This window comes from Amphibacillus marinus (assembly GCF_900110345.1).
Classification (GTDB): domain Bacteria; phylum Bacillota; class Bacilli; order Bacillales; family Amphibacillaceae; genus Amphibacillus_D; species Amphibacillus_D marinus.
Map to the genome: position 1 here is coordinate 121,015 of NZ_FODJ01000006.1, position 16,490 is coordinate 137,504.

Consider the following 16,490-nt stretch of genomic DNA (forward strand, 5'->3'; position numbering starts at 1 on the left):
TGTAAAATTAGCGTATTGAATCATAAACGCATTGCTTAAAGTTGCTTGATTATATATGTAAAAAATTCCCGCTACAGTCTTGACTTTAAGAACGAAATCTTAATGCATTTAAGATCCATTAAAAAAACGAAAAAAGATGTCTCTCTTCAAGATCCAATCGGGCAAGATAAGGAAGGAAATGAAATTAGTCTAATTGATATTTTGCAAGCTGAAAATGATGATATTGTCGACTTTATTCAGTTAAACTTGGAGGTTGCTAAGATTAGCAAATACCTGTCCATTCTTGATAATCGCGAAAAGCTTGTGTTAATGAGCCGATATGGGTTAGGAATGGCTAAAGAAAGAACACAGAAAGAAATTGCACGGGATCTAAATATTTCCAGAAGCTATGTCTCTCGGATCGAAAAGCGGGCCCTAATGAAGATTTTTCACGAATATTACCGACAAGAAAAATAAGATAGTTAAAACGCCACCAGCGTCTGTAAGAGCTGATGGCGTTTTGTGGTAAATTTATGTTATTGCTAAATTTTAATTAATAAGTAAAGTAGTGATTTGAAACTTAAAGCTCATTTACAACAGCAATAATAAGCTCTGCTGCATGACGAGCAGCTTGCTTAAGATAAGCGTCAAACGATATTGATGATTGTTTACCTGCAATATCAGATAATGAGCGAATAATGGCAAAGGGCTTATCGTATTGATAACATACCTGTGCGATAGCAGCTGCTTCCATCTCAACTGCCATAACATTTGGAATTCGCTCTTTTACCAGAGCCACACGCTCAGGGTTAGTCATAAAGCTATCGCCTGTCGCAATAATACCTTGCTTACAATTTACTTGTTTATGTTCTTTTATCATGCGTTCAATAACAGCCATTAAAGTCGAAGCAGCAGTATAACTTGCTGGCATTCCAGGGACTTGTCCATATTGATAGTTAAACGCAGTCACATCCACATCATGATGCACAACTTCATTAGCAATAACAACATCACCGATTTCCAGTTCAGTATCCAATCCACCAGCAGACCCTGTATTAATAACTAAATCAGGGTTAAATCGCTCCATTAGAATTGAAGTGGCTAATGCCGCATTCACTTTTCCAATACCTGATTTCAATAAAACAATTACTTTGCCCTGAAGCTGTCCTTTAATAAATAGACAGTTTGCTATCGTTTCTTCATAATCAACATCCATGTTATTTTTTAAATACGCAATTTCTTCATCCATTGCACCAATAAGTCCAATTATCACTTTACATCTTCTCCTCTTTGTTACTCATCATCTTCTGTTTGGAAACGATGCATCTGGTCGTGTCGATACAACATGTCAACATGCTCTGGCTGCCAGCCTTGGTTCTCTATCCAGGTAAGATAAACGCGAAAGTGCTCATCCATGGTATTATTTGAGAAGGTAGCAATAACAGATTGCGTACCGTTTCCAGATACCCATAAGTAATACATCTCATCCGTTGAGACACCCGAAGCAAGCTCTGCAGCCTGCATCATCTCTTGCCAATCTTGAGCTGATTGATCCCAAGAAAATTCATAAGGCTCTGATTGTTCAGTTGGAATTGGTGACCATTCAGATGTGTAGGCAAATTCAATGTTGCTATCAGTTTCATCAGGATCAATAAATTCAAGTTCATAATCATCAGGATTAAGATTAGGAGTAGAAGGATCATTATTAGGATCATCAGCAGATGGCTCATCGTTTCCAGTATCATTTTCATTATCAGGCTCATCTATTGGCAAATCATCAGGGTCCTCATCTAAATCATCAGCTATTTCTTGATTAGGATCTTGAACAACAGCTTGTTCATCTCCATTACCAGTTAATACTAGAATAACAATAAAAATAATAATGAGCACTGACCCAACACTAATCATAATTGTCAACCATTTCGAATTCTTTCTTCTTTTTTCGAAGCGGTTAAGTCTACTGTAGGAAGATTCATCATTAGTCATAAGTTCATTCTCCTTCCTTTAGTTACCTAAAGATACGATAAAAAACGAATAACCTTCGTTAAAGCCTCAAGCAAAGCTCGCTTCTTCACCTAGCTTCCGATAACATTTACGATAAATGGATAACACGCAAAAAGTGGCGGAATCGCCACTTTTAAGGATTATTTTACATTTAAAATCTTAACTGACATTTCCCCACCTGGTGTAGGGACATTAACTTGTTGGCCAACTTCACAGCCCATTAAACTCTTTGCAATAGGTGAATCATTTGATATTTTACCTTCGAACGGGTCAGCTTCTGCACTTCCAACAATAATATATTCTTCCTCTTCTCCATCAGGAAGCTCTTTAAATGTTACCGTTTTACCTAAAGCCACAATATTAGAGTCAGCTTGATCATTTTCAATAATGACGGCATTACGAATCATCATTTCGACTTGTGCAATTCTAGACTCAACAAAAGCCTGTTCATCTTTGGCAGAATCGTATTCAGAGTTCTCAGAAAGGTCACCAAAGTCACGGGCAACCTTAATTCGTTCGACAACTTCAGGACGTCTTACCGTCTTCAAATGTTCCAATTCTTTAACTAACTTTTCTTTACCTTCTTCAGTCATATAATAGCTTTTTTCAATAGCCATCCTCAATACACTCCTTTAACCACAAAACATAATAGATTAGTTCTAAATTGTTATTCTTAGAAAACTTGAATTATGCAGACTTACGGATAAACTGCTGCATTTATTATTAATCCATACTATGGCAGATTTTTGATATAATTTCAATAGTTTTTTTCAGAAAATTAAATTTATAGCTATTTAAGTGGATCACCTAGATATTTAATGTGTTCTTAGTAAGAATGGTTTCCACTTTAGTTGCCATTAGATCAATCGCAACATGGTTCTCGCCACCCTCAGGAATGATAATATCCGCATAGCGCTTCGTTGGTTCAATAAATTGAAGGTGCATTGGCCTTACTACACTTAAATACTGATCAATTACTGAATCAATTGTCCGGCCCCGCTCATTAATATCACGAAGTAGTCGTCTAATAATTCTAAGATCAGAATCGGTATCAACGAAAACCTTTATATCCATTAAATCCATTAAACGCTGGTCCTCAAGAATTAATATTCCTTCAACAATAATAACTTCTTTAGGTTCAACCCTAACTGACTGCTCAGAACGCGTATGTCTCTTAAAGTCATAAATAGGCTTATCAATTGGTTTTTGTTCAAGCAGCTTATTTAGATGTTCAATAAGTAAATCATTATCAAAAGCAAATGGGTGATCATAATTTGTTTTTAAACGCTCCTCGAATGGTAAGGATGCTTGGTCCTTATAATAGAAGTCTTGCTCCATAACAAGTATTGATTTATCGACAAAGCGTTCACAAATTGCTCTTGTCACCGATGTCTTTCCAGAACCCGATCCCCCTGCCACTCCAATTACGATTGGCTTCTTTGTATCATTTATCATAATGTTTTCCCCTTTACGTCCTTTTCGTTGTGATCGCAATCCCATCTCCAACCGGTACAATTGTTGTGTTATAATTCGACTGATTGATTAACCACTCGTTATAGCTAGCAATTTTTTCAGCTATCTGCTTAATTCGCTTAGTTGCTTCACATGGATGAGCGACATACCCTTTGAACAAAACATTATCGGTAATGATTATCCCATTATCTTGGAGCATTGGTGTATAGATGTTGAAGAATCGTTGATATTGACCTTTAGCAGCATCAATAAATAACAGATCAAATGGTCCTTTTTGTTTTATTTCATTCACACATTCTAACGCATCACCTTGTATTAAGTCAATTTTCTCTTGACATTCGGCCTTAGCAATATAATGTTGGGCACGTTGAGCGCGCTTCTCGTCTCTTTCAACTGTAACAATTTCAGCTTGGTTAAAAGCTTCCTGCATTTGTAAAGCAGAATAGCCAATCGCCGTACCAATCTCTAGGATTTTCTGTGGTTGCTTTATTCGAACAAGCTGTTTTAAAAAATCAATACCATCACGCTCCATTATTGGTACATGATCCTTTATTGCTTCTTGCTCCATCTCAGTCATCAATGCTGAGGAAGAATGTTGCAATTCTGTTAAATAATTCAGTATGTGCTCTTGTAACATACGCTTCCCCATTTCTGTTATTAGATCAGTACTTAAAAAGCAAGACGTCAGTAAGTTTGCTTCACTAACTGACGCCTAATTATGTTTGGTGAACACTCTACCTCGAAATGATCATATAGCTGTTCTGCTCATTTTTTAGAGATCACGATCCAAGTGTTCGTTGGCTAAACGACGATGCTCATCAAAGTTTTCGGAAAAATAAATTTCTCCATCAGGAGCAGCGACAAAGAATAAGTAGTTAGTCTCAGTTGGCTCTAGAACAGCATTTAATGAGCTTTCCCCAAAGTTAGATATCGGACCAATTGGTAATCCAAAAACATGGTACGTATTATAAGGTGACTCTATTTCCAAATCAGCAAACAACACCCGACCACGATGCTCACCAAGTGCATAAAGCACGGTAGGGTCTGTTTCTAATCGCATACCTTCTTCAAGTCGATTGTAAAAGACACCAGCAATTAACTTACGCTCATCTTCATTTCTTGCTTCTCGTTCCACTAATGAGGCAAATGTTAAAACCTCATGAACAGAGAAATCCTTGCGCTCATTTATGACGCTATAATAATCAAGCAAGACATCCTCGGTTTTATCAAGCATAGATCTTACCACCGTATCAATAGAAGGATTTTGCTCATAGAATGGGTATGTAGCTGCAAATAAATAGCCTTCCAACGGATATCTGACATCATCCTGCAAAATCTCGTCACCCAACAGATTAGGATATAAATCAATTAATTCTTGGATGTACGTTTCATCAAGCATTGCTTCAATAAATTCTTCTGCATCAATGTTTGCATGGGTTTCATACAGTCCTGCTATTTCTTCAATATTTCTGCCTTCTGGGATCGTCACGGTAAATAAAGCATCTTGCATAATTGATCCAGATTGTAGAATTTCTGATATTTCATCTAACGTCATTGATGGCGATAATTGATACTCACCCGCCTGAAAGCCAGAGACATTATTCACACGCATATAAAGACGGTATAAGCGTCCATTACTTATAATACCTTCATCTTCAAGCATACTTGTTATTGTAGAGGAAGAAGAACCTAGCGGAATCTCTATATTTACCATTTCTGTATTATTCGGATCAGCTGGAGCCAAACCATCCATGACATAGCGATAGGCACTTCTACCGCCAAAGAACAATACGGCTATGAAGATCGTAATAAGTATAAAAACAACTTTCCTTACTACACTCGCCTCTCTGCATCGCTGAATAAAGCTTTTATTATAGGCCTTTTTGAAATCAGACCTCGTACTGTCAGTTTCTACGGCTTCATTTTTTAAATCGGTTTCTTTTTCATTAGTCTCTTTAACCTCTGGTTTTGAATCATGTTCAGAATTGGACATAAAAAAATCCTCCCTTCATCCGCTACATTATACTACAAATCATGCTAATATATCTATTATTTTAACAATTTCATTGCTTATTTTCCTGTGAATATGATTATGTATTTACAAGTTAATTAATTATGTATTTCATTCATCCAAGAAAAAGCGGAGCGCACATAAATTATGCTCCCCGCTTATTTATATAAGAATCATAACAGCAGCCTTTTTTATAACTCCTCTTCCATTAGGGTATTCAACATTTCTTCAACAATTTCCCATTCCTCATCCGTTTCAATTGCAAATAAAGCTAAATCATCTTCATTTCCTTTTTCTTCATAGCGAAAAGCAAAGACTTCTTGCTCTTCATCAGCAGATTGTTCAACGGGCACAACTGCAATGTAAGATTGTTGATTTTGATCAACATCAAAGGTAAAGAGTACTTCAAATAAATGCTCTTCACCATTTTCATCTGGAATAATAATACGTTCATTTTCTGCTAATGCCATTTCTATCCGACCTCCATTTTTATTATTGCTGCGCGTCTAAATATCCTTGTAGAATCATCACTGCCGCCATTTTATCAATAACTTTCTTGCGTTTGCTGCGACTAACATCTGCTTCTAACAGCACACGCTCTGCAGCCATTGTCGATAAGCGCTCATCCCAAAGCGCCGTTTTAATAGTAAAGCGCTTGGCTAAGTAAGCAGCATATGCTTTTGATGCCTCACCACGTTCACCAATATCGCCGTTCATATGCTTAGGTAAGCCAACCACAATTTCAGAAATATCATGTTCTTTAATAATTACCGCTAGCTCATCATCAGCGGAGGCGACCAGCTGTTCATCCCATTTTATTGTTTTCAAACCTTGAGCTGTCCAACCAAAGGCATCACTTATTGCGACACCAATCGTCTTCGAACCCACATCTAGCCCCATCTTTTTCATTTTATACCTCTTTATGTTGATCAATATAGTACTTCACTAATTCTTCAATTAGTTCATCACGATCAAGTCGTCTAATCATATTTCTTGCGTCCTTGTATCTTGGAATATAGGCTGGGTCACCTGATAATAAATATCCAACAATTTGATTAATAGGATGATAACCTTTCTCCTGTAATGCTTGATAGACCGTTAACAATACGTCATTGACATTCTCTTCAAAGGGTTCTTCTGAAAAGTTAAATTTCATGGTTTTATCCATTGAATCCATGTCTAACACCCCGCCTTTTAAAAGTAAATACAATAGATTTATTCGACACTCGTAACTATTATACCTTTTTTTGTTTTTAAATAACAAGTTAACCAATTTGGCTAAGGTAAAGTTTAGCATGTGCAAGAGCATCTGCTACCTGCTCAGGATTCTTTCCACCTGCTTGCGCCATATCAGGTCGGCCACCGCCGCCACCACCACATTTTGTAGCAACTTCCTTAATTAATTTTCCGGCATGATAGCCTTGGTCAAGTAAATCTTTTGAAATACCAGAAGCAAGCTGGACTTTCCCATCGTTAACTGCTGCAAGAAGAACGACTGCTGAACCCAGTTTTTGCTTAAGCTCATCAACCATCGAGCGTAGCTGATTCATATCAGTTGCCTCAACCTGTTCAATCAAAACCTGAACACCATTTAATTGTTCGACACGATCTAGGACGGATGTTGCTTCAAGATTTGATAATTTTTTGTTTAAACTTTCGTTAACTTTCTGTAAATGTTTAATATCTTGAAATAAGCTTGCTACCTTTTCAGGTACTTGATCTGAATTAGCTTTTAGTAACTCAGAAGCATGCATTAAAGTATCTTGCTGTTGTTTGGTATGGAGGTAGGCGCCTTTTGCTGTCGTTGCCTCGATTCTTCTTGTTCCAGCTCCAATGCCAGATTCGGCAATAAGCTTAAACAAACCAATTTCCGCTGTGTTGTTAACATGACAACCACCACATAGCTCAAGACTGTATTCGGCAATCTTTACGACACGGACAATATCGCCGTATTTCTCACCAAATAAGGCCATTGCTCCCATTTCCTTAGCCTCCACTATGTCATAAAAATTAGTACTCACTGCTAATGAAGCCCAAATTTGCTCATTAACAATTGCTTCAATTTTTGCTAACTCTTCAACCGTTACTGCATTGAAATGGGAAAAATCAAAGCGTAATCGATTCGCCTCTACTAATGATCCAGCTTGATTAACATGCGTACCTAAGACATCCTTTAAAGCCTGATGCAGTAAGTGAGTTGCTGTGTGGTTTTTTTCGATTGCGTGACGTTTCTGCTTATCTAACTGCACCGTAACCTGATCACCTACAGCCAAGTGTCCATCAGTAATATTTACTCTGTGTAGATGCTGACCTTTAGGTGCCTTACGAACATCAAGCACCTCTGCTTTAGCTTTTTCTGACAGTATTACCCCATTATCAGCAATCTGTCCACCGCTTTCAGCATAAAAAGGTGTTTCTGCTAGCACAATAAGAACCTCATTACTGGTTGACTGCTTAACAAGCGTATCTTGTTCGATTATTGCGGCAATAGTTGTTTCAACAGCGGCTTGATCATAACCAACAAATTGACTTTCAACTGTTAGATCATTATAGACACCATCTTGCACTTGCATGGAATCAACCTTCTGTCTTGCCTGTCTAGCGCGATCTCGTTGCGCAGTCATTTCCTTTTTGAAGCCCGCTTCATCAATAGTAAAACCTGCTTCAGCCACATATTCTTCCGTTAGCTCCTTAGGGAAGCCATAAGTATCATAAAGACGGAACACATCAGTACCTGGAAAGATATTTGAACCTTTAGCCTGTTCCCGATTAATGATGGTGGACAAGATAGCTAGACCATCCGTTAAGGTTTCATGGAAACGATCTTCTTCTGTTTGAATGACATTACTAATAAAGGCTTGTTTTTCCTTTACCTCAGGGTAATAGGCTTCCATAATTTCAGCTACAACAGGGACAAGTTTAAACATAAATGGCTCGTGAATGCTTAATTGCTTAGCAAAACGAACGGCTCTTCTTAACAAACGTCTCAGAACATAGCCTCTTCCTTCATTAGAAGGTAATGCGCCATCCCCCACAGCAAATGCTACTGTTCGAATATGATCAGCAATTACTTTAAAGGCTGTGTCTATATCTTTAGTTTGTCCATAGTTCTCTTTGGTGAGTTTCTCCACTTCTTTTATAATTGGTAAGAATAAATCAGTCTCAAAGTTAGTGGGTGTATCTTGAATAACGGAAACCATTCGTTCTAACCCCATACCAGTATCAATATTCTGTTTCGGAAGCGGCGTATAGCTATCATCAGGATTATGATTAAATTGAGAAAAGACTAAATTCCAAATTTCTAGGTAACGATCATTTTCACCACCAGGATAAAGTTCAGGATCTGTCGGGTCATTCCCATAAGCTTCACCACGATCATAAAAGATCTCCGTGTTCGGTCCGCTTGGTCCCTCGCCAATATCCCAAAAATTTTCTTCCAACCGAATAATTCTTTCCTCAGGAAGCTTAATTGTGTCCTTCCAGTAATTAAAGGCTTCCTCATCCTCTGGGTGCACAGTTACCGATAACCTGTCTGGTTCAAAGCCAATCCATTTTGAATCGGTCAAGAATTCCCAAGCCCATTCAATTGCTTCTTTTTTAAAGTAATCTCCAATTGAGAAATTACCCAACATTTCAAAAAAGGTGTGATGACGGGCAGTGAAACCAACGTTCTCAATATCATTGGTACGTATTGATTTTTGCGCATTTACAATCCGTGGATTATCTGGAATTACCCGACCATCGAAATATGGCTTTAGCGTTGCTACACCACTATTGATCCATAATAATGTCGGATCATCCTTTGGTACGAGAGAAACACTTGATTCAATTCGATGCCCTTTCTCAGCAAAAAAAGCTAAAAATAATTGTCTAACCTCAGCTGATGTTAATTTTTTCATGCTAAAATCCTCCCTTTTATCACTTGTTTAACTTTATCATTTGTTTTATCAAATAAAAAAAGCTCACATCGCTGCATTGACATGCAGGGACGAAAGCTTGTATCGCGGTACCACCCTGATTATAGTTCACTAAAAAACTATCACCTTAGACACATGATAACGGCGTGTGACCGGCAAGCATGACCTTGCACTCAAAGCGAGCTTCTGTAACCCTTCATTTAGTATACCTTCCAGCCTTGGGTATACCTCTCTCTAAAATGGACTACTACATACTAGTGCTTCTCATCGTATTTTAACTAACTACTTTGGTTATTATAGTGAAATTTCACTGATCTGTCAATCACTTCTTAAATGGGTTGTACAGTAAAACACTTCTTAAGACAACAACAATTGGAACAGCCAAAACCATCCCCAAAATACCTGCAAGTTCACCACCGATTAATAAGACAAGAATAACGAGGATCGGATGAACATGAACACTGTGACCCAAAATTAGGGGGGCTAGAATATTGCCTTCAAGAAATTGAACAGCCACCATTCCGATAATTAAAAAAACAACTGTCTCTGTAGAAATTGTTAACGCAATTAATAACGCAGGAAAAGCACCAATTAATGGACCGAAGTACGGAATAATGTTCATGACGCCCATAAACAAGGCAAGTAATATTGAATAATCTAAACGAATAATTAAGTAGACAATATAAGTCGTTAAACCAACAAAAAGACAAATAAGTAATTGACCTCTAATATAATGACCAAGATCATGATCAATGGATCTGATCATTTGCTTTACTTTCTTTTGCTGTGAACGTGGAACAGCTTGCATCGTGCGTTGCTTTAACTTATTAAAGTCTAATAGCAAATAATAGAGTAGGACAGGGACAACTGCTAGGCTAATTAGGTACTCAGTCAATTTTGTCATACCAGTTATTCTTGCTTCAAGCCAGTTGGCGCTGTATTGATCAATTCGGTTAAACAACTTATCGATCTCACTATGAATCGGCTCGGGAAATGTGCCAACCATGTGTTCAATTTGACTTAACCAATTTCGATATCCGCTTAATAGCTCAGGAAACTGTTCAGTTAAACGCTCAGCTTGCTCAATAAACTTTGGATATGAGTAATAAGCGAGCCCACTAATAAGCAGTGCGATGAGCAAGAAAATGACGAGAATGGCGAGCCATTTAGGAATCGACCAACTTATTAGCAAGTTAACAACAGGCATTAATAAATATGCACATAACCCTGCTAACAAAAAAGGTAAGATAATCCTGCCTAAACTGCTTAGCACCTCACGATAATTGGGAAAGATGAGCATGATTAAATAAATTACAACAAGAACAATAATCGTTAAAAAACCAATTCGATACCATTTTTGATAGCGCAATTGTTGGTTGTTATCGGGTTGATGATTATTGGACACGTCGCTCATCTTCGCTAAATAAATCATTTAATGGCAATAAGCTACCATCGAGATCAACCTCGTGAATATGAAAGACATCTTGCTCACGGTGCATTTCAACGAAGCAGTTCCAGCAATAATAATGATTCTGCGAGATTTGCCCAATATTCTTGGACTTACAATTAATACATTCCATCTAAAAACACCTTCTTATTCCATTGATGTTAACTATTATGGAATAAGAAGGTGTTTTTTAAACATAAAAATGTTTTTTTACGATGATAATCTTGGCAATCTGCCTGTTATATTCATTAAAGTAACTTACATAAAATCAAATGGTGATAAGTTTTCTTCGTCTTCTATTTCTGCTTCAAGCTGATTTGCATATGTATCATCCTCAAAAACCTTTACCAGCCGCTCAGCTAGAGTCGTATAGCGCACATGTGTATCTCTTTGCTTAACTCCCTCTACGAAAGCAGACTGATTGCCACAAATAATTAGTGATTTTTTCGCTCGGGTAATCGCTGTATAGAGTAGTTTTTTCTTTAGCATCCTTCTAAAGCTCATATCTACAGGCATAATGATAATTGGAAATTCACTTCCTTGTGACTTATGAATTGAAATACAATAAGCATGCATAATGTTTAGTAAGTCTTTACGATTATAAACAACATCAGTCTCATCGTAAGTAACAACAAGCTGCTCCTCTTGTTCTACATTTTCAGTTTCTTTGAAAATAGCTGTAATCTGACCAATATCGCCATTAAAAACACCATCCTCTGGCTGATTAACCAACTGAATGACCTTATCCCCCGTGCGAAAAATAACATCCTTTGTACGCATTTCACGAACGTCTCTACGCTTGGGGTTTACAATTCGTTGAATTTCTTCATTAATGCGATGGATACCAATATCAGTTCGATACATCGGAGCTAATACCTGCATATCCATAATATCAAAACCTTTATTTATGGCCTTTTCAACAATTTGCTTTAAGGCATCAAGAATAACAGGCTTTTGACATTTAATGAAATTAAAATCTGTCGCTTTTGTTAAGACCGTTTCATCGACGCGATCATGCTTAATTTGATGCGCTAATTGAATAATCTTGGACCCCTCTTTTTGTCGATAAACCTCATCTAGCATTATGGCACTTATTTTTTCACTTGCCAGTAAATCACCAAGGACTTGACCTGGGCCAACAGAAGGAAGCTGATCCTCATCTCCAACTAGTAAAACTTGCATCTCATCAGGAATTGCCTTAAATAACTGATTCGCTAAAAAAATATCAACCATTGAAAATTCATCAATGACAATTAAGCGACCACTTAATTGGTTTTCTTTATTTTTTTCAAATCCCTCATGACCATCCCAACCTAACAGACGATGAATGGTCGAGGCCGGAAGACCAGTAGATTCTGTTATCCGTTTAGCAGCTCTGCCAGTTGGGGCGGTTAAAATATATGGAAACTTTGCCTTACTATCGTAATCAGCCAAATCTAATGATAAATCGTTTAATGTACTAAATGCCTTTAAAATACCTTTAATGACTGTGGTTTTACCTGTTCCAGGACCCCCTGTTAAAATCATAATTTTTTCAGAAAGTGCCAGTTTAATGGCCTGATATTGATCCTTCCCGTAGCTGATCACTTCCTCTTCTTCCGTCTGGCCAACTGCCTTTAACAATTCCGCTTCAACTAGTTCAAAATCATGCTCAGCTGATTTAATACGCTTTAATTGTGTTGTAAAACCGGACTCTGCAAAATAAAGTACGGGTAGAAAAACACGATCATCTTTGATAACAAGCATGCTTTCTTCAGCCATCTCCACTTGCTGTCTGTCGATTAACCCTTTATCTATATTATGCTTTTTCGCATCAAGTAATAGCGCAACATCATTAACTAGCACTTGCTTAGGTAAATAGACATGACCCTCACTCATGGCCTCGTGCAAGCAATAGATACAGCCCGCTCGGATTCGAGCTGGGTGATCCAACGCTAACTTATTTTGCAAAGCAATTGAATCAGCACGTTGAAAGCCAAAGCCCTCAATATCAAAAACATACTGATAGGGGTTATCATTCAAGACCTCAATTGCTTGCTCTTGATAGAATTGATAAATTTTTTGTGCCATTCTTAAGCCAATACCATACTTAGAAAGCTGAACAACAACGTGATCAAAACCTTGATGCTCTCTCAAACTTGCTATAAGCGCTTCCTTTCTTTCCTTGGTTAGACCTTGAATCGAGTCAAGTACCCCTGGATCTTTCAAAATTTTTGAAATTGCAGTTTCCCCCAGTTTAGTAACGATACGATCAGCTGTCTTTTTACCAATCCCCTGAAACAAATTACTTGATAAATACGCAATAAGCCCTTCCATTGTATCAGGTACATAGCGCCGATAGCTATGCACTTCATATTGCAGACCAAAGCGCTTATGATTAACAAATTCCCCTTGAAAGACATAAGTTTCACCTGCAATCAACTCACTGAAGTAGCCCTTTACAACAAGATCTGGCTCTTGATATGGTTCATTCGTTTCAAGCACCTTAACCTTAGCAATTGAAAAGTGCTCCTGCTCATTTGTATAGATTGTATAGATTAGCTCACCTTTTACATAGGGCTCCTCGACATTCTGAAGCATCTCTCCCATAGGCGTTAACTCCTTTTGTTAATCTTCTATTTGCTCTAGTAAAGCTGTTACTTGCTCTAAGGTTTGTTTAGCTAAATCATGATCAGGGTTAATCTTAACTGCCGTTTGTAAGTGTTCAATCGCCACTTCCGTCTGTTCTTGAAAAAGACGTGCAATTGCTAAATTGTAATAAGCATCACTATGCTCAGCATTAAGCTTAATCACCGTTTGAAAAGCATTGGCGGCTTGCTCAAGTTGATCAGCTTCTGCTAATGCCAAGCCATATTGAAGATGGGACTCCTGATCTACCGCATTAAGCTCGGTGGCTCGCAACAAATAAGGAAGAGCTTTAACTGCTTCACCACTATTTCTCCATGATAAACCTAACATAAAATAAACATCCGCTTCATCCAATTGGAATTCTATTGCATTAGCGAAATAAGGGATTGCTTGGTGAAATTTCTCTAGTTCAAAATACAAGTTACCCAGACTATAGCACGCCGTTGCAGAACGACTATCTAGTTCAAGTGCCCGCTTAAAAAAACGCTCTGCACGCTGAGCATCACCAAAATGAAGTAATAGATTGCCAAAGTTAATATAGCCAACTGGATCATCAGGTTGCTCCTCAATGGCTTGCTGAAAGCTTTGAGCAGCTGCCTCATAATCCTCTTGTTCAACCTGCTTGATACCTTGTTGTAAATAGTCCATAAACTGGTAGCCTCCTATTCTAGTTAACAAAAGCGAGCAGACGCTGACTTAATCATGCAGTCAACGCCTGTTCTTCTCGCTTATCCTACATATTTTAATTGTTCGCCATGTTTAAAGATTTTGTCTATCGTTGCTCCGCCAAGACAAACCTCTCCTTGGTAAAAGACAACAGCTTGTCCAGGTGTGATTGCACGTTCTCCCTGTGGATAATCGACCAAAACATCACCATTTGACTGAATCGTCACAGAAACGTCACTATCCTGTTGACGATAACGGAATTTCGCAGTGCACGCTAGCGGACTTTCTGGTTGACCATTGATCCAATTCACATTTGTTGCCACCAATTGGTCAGATACCATGTGAGGATTATCCTCTCCCGCATCAACATATAGAATGTTGTCAACTAAATTCTTACCAACAACAAACCATGGTCCGCCTGGCCCGCCAATACCTAATCCTTGCCTTTGTCCAATTGTGTAATACATTAGCCCATCATGCTGTCCTTTATCTTCACCAGACATCGTCTGAATTCGGCCCGGTTGAGCTGGTAAATATTCACTTAAAAAGGTTTTAAAATCACGTTCCCCAATAAAGCAAATACCCGTGCTATCCTTTTTAGTAGCGGTAACTAGACCGGCTTCCATTGCAATACGACGTACTTCCTTTTTCGGGAGCTTTCCCAGTGGAAACATCACTTTTTCCAACACTTCACTTGATAATTGATTTAAGAAATAAGTTTGGTCTTTATTATTATCAACGCCTCTTAGAAGCTCTACCTGATTACCAACTGTATGTGTCTGCGCATAATGGCCTGTAGCTACGAAATCTGCGCCAAGAGAAAGGGCATGATCAAGAAAAGCCTTAAATTTTATTTCTTTGTTACACATCACGTCTGGATTTGGCGTGCGACCTGCCTTATATTCGTCAAGAAAATAGGTGAAGACCTTATCCCAATATTGCTTCTCAAAATTGACAGCAAAATAAGGGATATCTAATTGGTTACAAACACGTACGACATCATCATAATCCTCTGTAGCTGTACAAAAGCCCTCGTCATCGGTATCATCCCAATTCTTCATGAAAATCCCAATTACTTCATAACCTTGCTGCTTTAGCAGTAACGCCGTCACCGAGGAATCTACTCCCCCGCTCATCCCTACTACCACTCGTGTGTTTTTATTAGTCTCCACTTATTTCACCTCCTCAATAATCGTACTTTGCTTTGTTAAACGTTTAATAATTTGACTAACTTTTGTAGCTGCTTTCTTAATTTGGGCAGCATCATTAGCTAAACCGAAGCTAAATCTGATCGCATTTTCGGTTCTAGGGTCTTGTTCACCATACATCGCAATTAGAACGTGTGATAGCTCTAAGGAACCTGCTGTACAAGCACTTCCACTAGAGGCCGCAATGCCATCTAGATCGAGATTCATTAATAAAGACTCCACGCTAGTGCCTGGAAAGCTTATATTTAAAATAGATGGTGCATATGCATTTGGGGCCCCGTTGACTTGGAAGGTAATTCCTTCTTGCGCTAAAACTTGTAAAAAAACAGTCCGATAGTTTTCATAACTTGCCTTATGAGGGTAATTGTCTTCAACGATCAGCTCAATGGCTTTCGTTAAGCCAACTATAGCCGGTAAGCTCTCTGTTCCAGGTCGTTTTAAACGCTCCTGCGCTCCCCCATGCTGAAGGGCATGGAATTTCACACCTTTGCCCGCATAAAGAAAACCAGTTCCTTTTGGACCATTAATTTTATGTCCTGAAACCGATAATAAATCTAGCCCCAATTTAGCTACATTAATTTGCTCCAAACCAAATGCCTGAACAGCATCAGTGTGAAAATAGGCTTGGTGATCCTTGATAATGGCAGCCAGTTCAGCAATAGCTTGAAGGGTACCCACCTCATTATTTACCATCATAATAGAAACCAATATTGTATCATCACGTAAGCTCTCTTGAAGTGTCCTCATCTCAACTTGACCATATTGATTTACAGGTAAATAGGTCACCTCAAAGCCTAATGTTTCTAAATGTTCAGCAGCATGTAAGACAGCATGATGCTCAATTTGTGTCGTAATAATATGCTTTCCCTTTGCTTTATTGGCAAGTGCAACCCCAATTATGGCTAAATTATCTGCTTCTGTACCACCACTGGTAAAATAAATCTCTTTTTCACTTGCACCAATTTTGTCAGCCACATAACGTCTGCAGCGATCAAGTATTGCGCGTGATTCTCTGCCAAAGCTATGAATACTTGATGGATTGCCAAAACTAGTTTGTAAGGCATTCGTCATCGCTTCAATAACCGCTGGATGCACGGGCGTTGTGGCAGCATGGTCTAGGTAAATCGCATCCATTTTCTTCACCCTTCCTTTTTATC

The 16,490-nt window shown here is 38.3% G+C and carries 16 protein-coding genes, 1 pseudogene and 1 other annotated feature; of the genes and pseudogenes, 1 reads left to right on the forward strand and 16 read right to left on the reverse strand.

Translation table 11 applies throughout. The features are described from left to right. Positions 1–87: 87 nt before the first annotated feature. Positions 88–456: pseudogene (locus BM000_RS09775) on the forward strand (sigma-70 family RNA polymerase sigma factor); the annotation flags it as partial. A gap of 103 nt (positions 457–559) precedes the next feature. On the opposite strand, the gene mtnN reads toward BM000_RS09775, so the two are convergent. From mtnN to BM000_RS09855, 16 genes are all read right to left on the reverse strand, one after another. After that, on the reverse strand, positions 560–1,252 hold the full coding sequence (gene mtnN, locus BM000_RS09780) for a 5'-methylthioadenosine/S-adenosylhomocysteine nucleosidase (RefSeq protein WP_091497488.1): 693 nt from the start codon (positions 1,250–1,252) through the stop codon (positions 560–562). A 20-nt stretch (positions 1,253–1,272) separates the two neighbouring features. Then, positions 1,273–1,965: a YrrS family protein gene (locus BM000_RS09785; RefSeq protein WP_091497490.1), complete on the reverse strand. Its 693-nt coding sequence runs from the start codon at positions 1,963–1,965 to the stop codon at positions 1,273–1,275. Between the two features lie 158 nt (positions 1,966–2,123). Beyond that, positions 2,124–2,600: a transcription elongation factor GreA gene (gene greA, locus BM000_RS09790; RefSeq protein WP_091497493.1), complete on the reverse strand. Its 477-nt coding sequence runs from the start codon at positions 2,598–2,600 to the stop codon at positions 2,124–2,126. 190 nt (positions 2,601–2,790) lie between these two features. After that, on the reverse strand, positions 2,791–3,438 hold the full coding sequence (gene udk, locus BM000_RS09795; RefSeq protein ID WP_091497496.1) for a uridine kinase: 648 nt from the start codon (positions 3,436–3,438) through the stop codon (positions 2,791–2,793). Between the two features lie 13 nt (positions 3,439–3,451). After that, positions 3,452–4,093 (reverse strand): O-methyltransferase, encoded by a 642-nt coding sequence (locus tag BM000_RS09800; protein WP_091497498.1) that lies wholly within the window; start codon positions 4,091–4,093, stop codon positions 3,452–3,454. Positions 4,094–4,228: 135 nt separating this feature from the next. Continuing rightward, positions 4,229–5,449 carry an endolytic transglycosylase MltG gene (gene mltG, locus BM000_RS09805; RefSeq protein WP_091497501.1) on the reverse strand — a complete coding sequence of 407 codons (1,221 nt, stop codon included), beginning with the start codon at positions 5,447–5,449 and terminating at the stop codon, positions 4,229–4,231. Between the two features lie 209 nt (positions 5,450–5,658). Then, on the reverse strand, positions 5,659–5,937 hold the full coding sequence (locus BM000_RS09810; RefSeq protein WP_091497503.1) for a DUF1292 domain-containing protein: 279 nt from the start codon (positions 5,935–5,937) through the stop codon (positions 5,659–5,661). Between the two features lie 22 nt (positions 5,938–5,959). Further along, positions 5,960–6,376 (reverse strand): Holliday junction resolvase RuvX, encoded by a 417-nt coding sequence (ruvX, locus tag BM000_RS09815; RefSeq protein WP_091497506.1) that lies wholly within the window; start codon positions 6,374–6,376, stop codon positions 5,960–5,962. A gap of 1 nt (position 6,377) precedes the next feature. Further along, a complete protein-coding gene (locus tag BM000_RS09820; protein ID WP_091497509.1) occupies positions 6,378–6,644 on the reverse strand; it encodes an IreB family regulatory phosphoprotein in 267 nt (88 codons plus the stop codon). A gap of 88 nt (positions 6,645–6,732) precedes the next feature. Beyond that, the gene (alaS, locus tag BM000_RS09825; RefSeq protein ID WP_091497512.1) at positions 6,733–9,366 is read right to left on the reverse strand and encodes an alanine--tRNA ligase; all 2,634 of its coding nucleotides are present in this window, start codon (positions 9,364–9,366) and stop codon (positions 6,733–6,735) included. 82 nt (positions 9,367–9,448) lie between these two features. After that, positions 9,449–9,661: a binding site (T-box leader), on the reverse strand. A gap of 45 nt (positions 9,662–9,706) precedes the next feature. Next, positions 9,707–10,798, reverse strand: a complete 1,092-nt coding sequence (locus BM000_RS09830) for an AI-2E family transporter (RefSeq protein WP_091497515.1) — start codon at positions 10,796–10,798, stop codon at positions 9,707–9,709. Further along, positions 10,779–10,964, reverse strand: a complete 186-nt coding sequence (locus BM000_RS09835) for a hypothetical protein (protein ID WP_091497518.1) — start codon at positions 10,962–10,964, stop codon at positions 10,779–10,781. Before BM000_RS09835 ends, BM000_RS09830 begins: the two co-directional genes overlap by 20 nt. Positions 10,965–11,089: 125 nt before the next feature. After that, complete coding sequence (gene recD2, locus BM000_RS09840; protein ID WP_091497521.1) at positions 11,090–13,420, reverse strand: SF1B family DNA helicase RecD2; 2,331 nt, start codon at positions 13,418–13,420, stop codon at positions 11,090–11,092. Between the two features lie 18 nt (positions 13,421–13,438). Further along, positions 13,439–14,107, reverse strand: coding sequence for a tetratricopeptide repeat protein (locus BM000_RS09845; RefSeq protein WP_091497524.1), 669 nt, complete (start codon positions 14,105–14,107; stop codon positions 13,439–13,441). Between the two features lie 80 nt (positions 14,108–14,187). Next, complete coding sequence (gene mnmA / locus BM000_RS09850) at positions 14,188–15,297, reverse strand: tRNA 2-thiouridine(34) synthase MnmA (protein WP_091497526.1); 1,110 nt, start codon at positions 15,295–15,297, stop codon at positions 14,188–14,190. Continuing rightward, positions 15,298–16,467: a cysteine desulfurase family protein gene (locus tag BM000_RS09855; protein WP_091497529.1), complete on the reverse strand. Its 1,170-nt coding sequence runs from the start codon at positions 16,465–16,467 to the stop codon at positions 15,298–15,300. Between the last annotated feature and the right edge of the window lie 23 nt (positions 16,468–16,490).

Coding starts and splice junctions, on each gene's coding strand:
- BM000_RS09800 (WP_091497498.1), bottom strand. CDS start 4,093: ATGTTACAAGAGCACATACTGAATTATTTAACAGAATTGCAACATTCT.
- alaS (WP_091497512.1), bottom strand. CDS start 9,366: ATGAAAAAATTAACATCAGCTGAGGTTAGACAATTATTTTTAGCTTTT.
- udk (WP_091497496.1), bottom strand. CDS start 3,438: ATGATAAATGATACAAAGAAGCCAATCGTAATTGGAGTGGCAGGGGGA.
- BM000_RS09855 (WP_091497529.1), bottom strand. CDS start 16,467: ATGGATGCGATTTACCTAGACCATGCTGCCACAACGCCCGTGCATCCA.
- greA (WP_091497493.1), bottom strand. CDS start 2,600: ATGGCTATTGAAAAAAGCTATTATATGACTGAAGAAGGTAAAGAAAAG.
- BM000_RS09835 (WP_091497518.1), bottom strand. CDS start 10,964: ATGGAATGTATTAATTGTAAGTCCAAGAATATTGGGCAAATCTCGCAG.
- ruvX (WP_091497506.1), bottom strand. CDS start 6,376: ATGAAAAAGATGGGGCTAGATGTGGGTTCGAAGACGATTGGTGTCGCA.
- BM000_RS09820 (WP_091497509.1), bottom strand. CDS start 6,644: ATGGATTCAATGGATAAAACCATGAAATTTAACTTTTCAGAAGAACCC.
- mltG (WP_091497501.1), bottom strand. CDS start 5,449: ATGTCCAATTCTGAACATGATTCAAAACCAGAGGTTAAAGAGACTAAT.
- BM000_RS09830 (WP_091497515.1), bottom strand. CDS start 10,798: ATGAGCGACGTGTCCAATAATCATCAACCCGATAACAACCAACAATTG.
- BM000_RS09810 (WP_091497503.1), bottom strand. CDS start 5,937: ATGGCATTAGCAGAAAATGAACGTATTATTATTCCAGATGAAAATGGT.
- recD2 (WP_091497521.1), bottom strand. CDS start 13,420: ATGGGAGAGATGCTTCAGAATGTCGAGGAGCCCTATGTAAAAGGTGAG.
- BM000_RS09845 (WP_091497524.1), bottom strand. CDS start 14,107: ATGGACTATTTACAACAAGGTATCAAGCAGGTTGAACAAGAGGATTAT.
- BM000_RS09785 (WP_091497490.1), bottom strand. CDS start 1,965: ATGACTAATGATGAATCTTCCTACAGTAGACTTAACCGCTTCGAAAAA.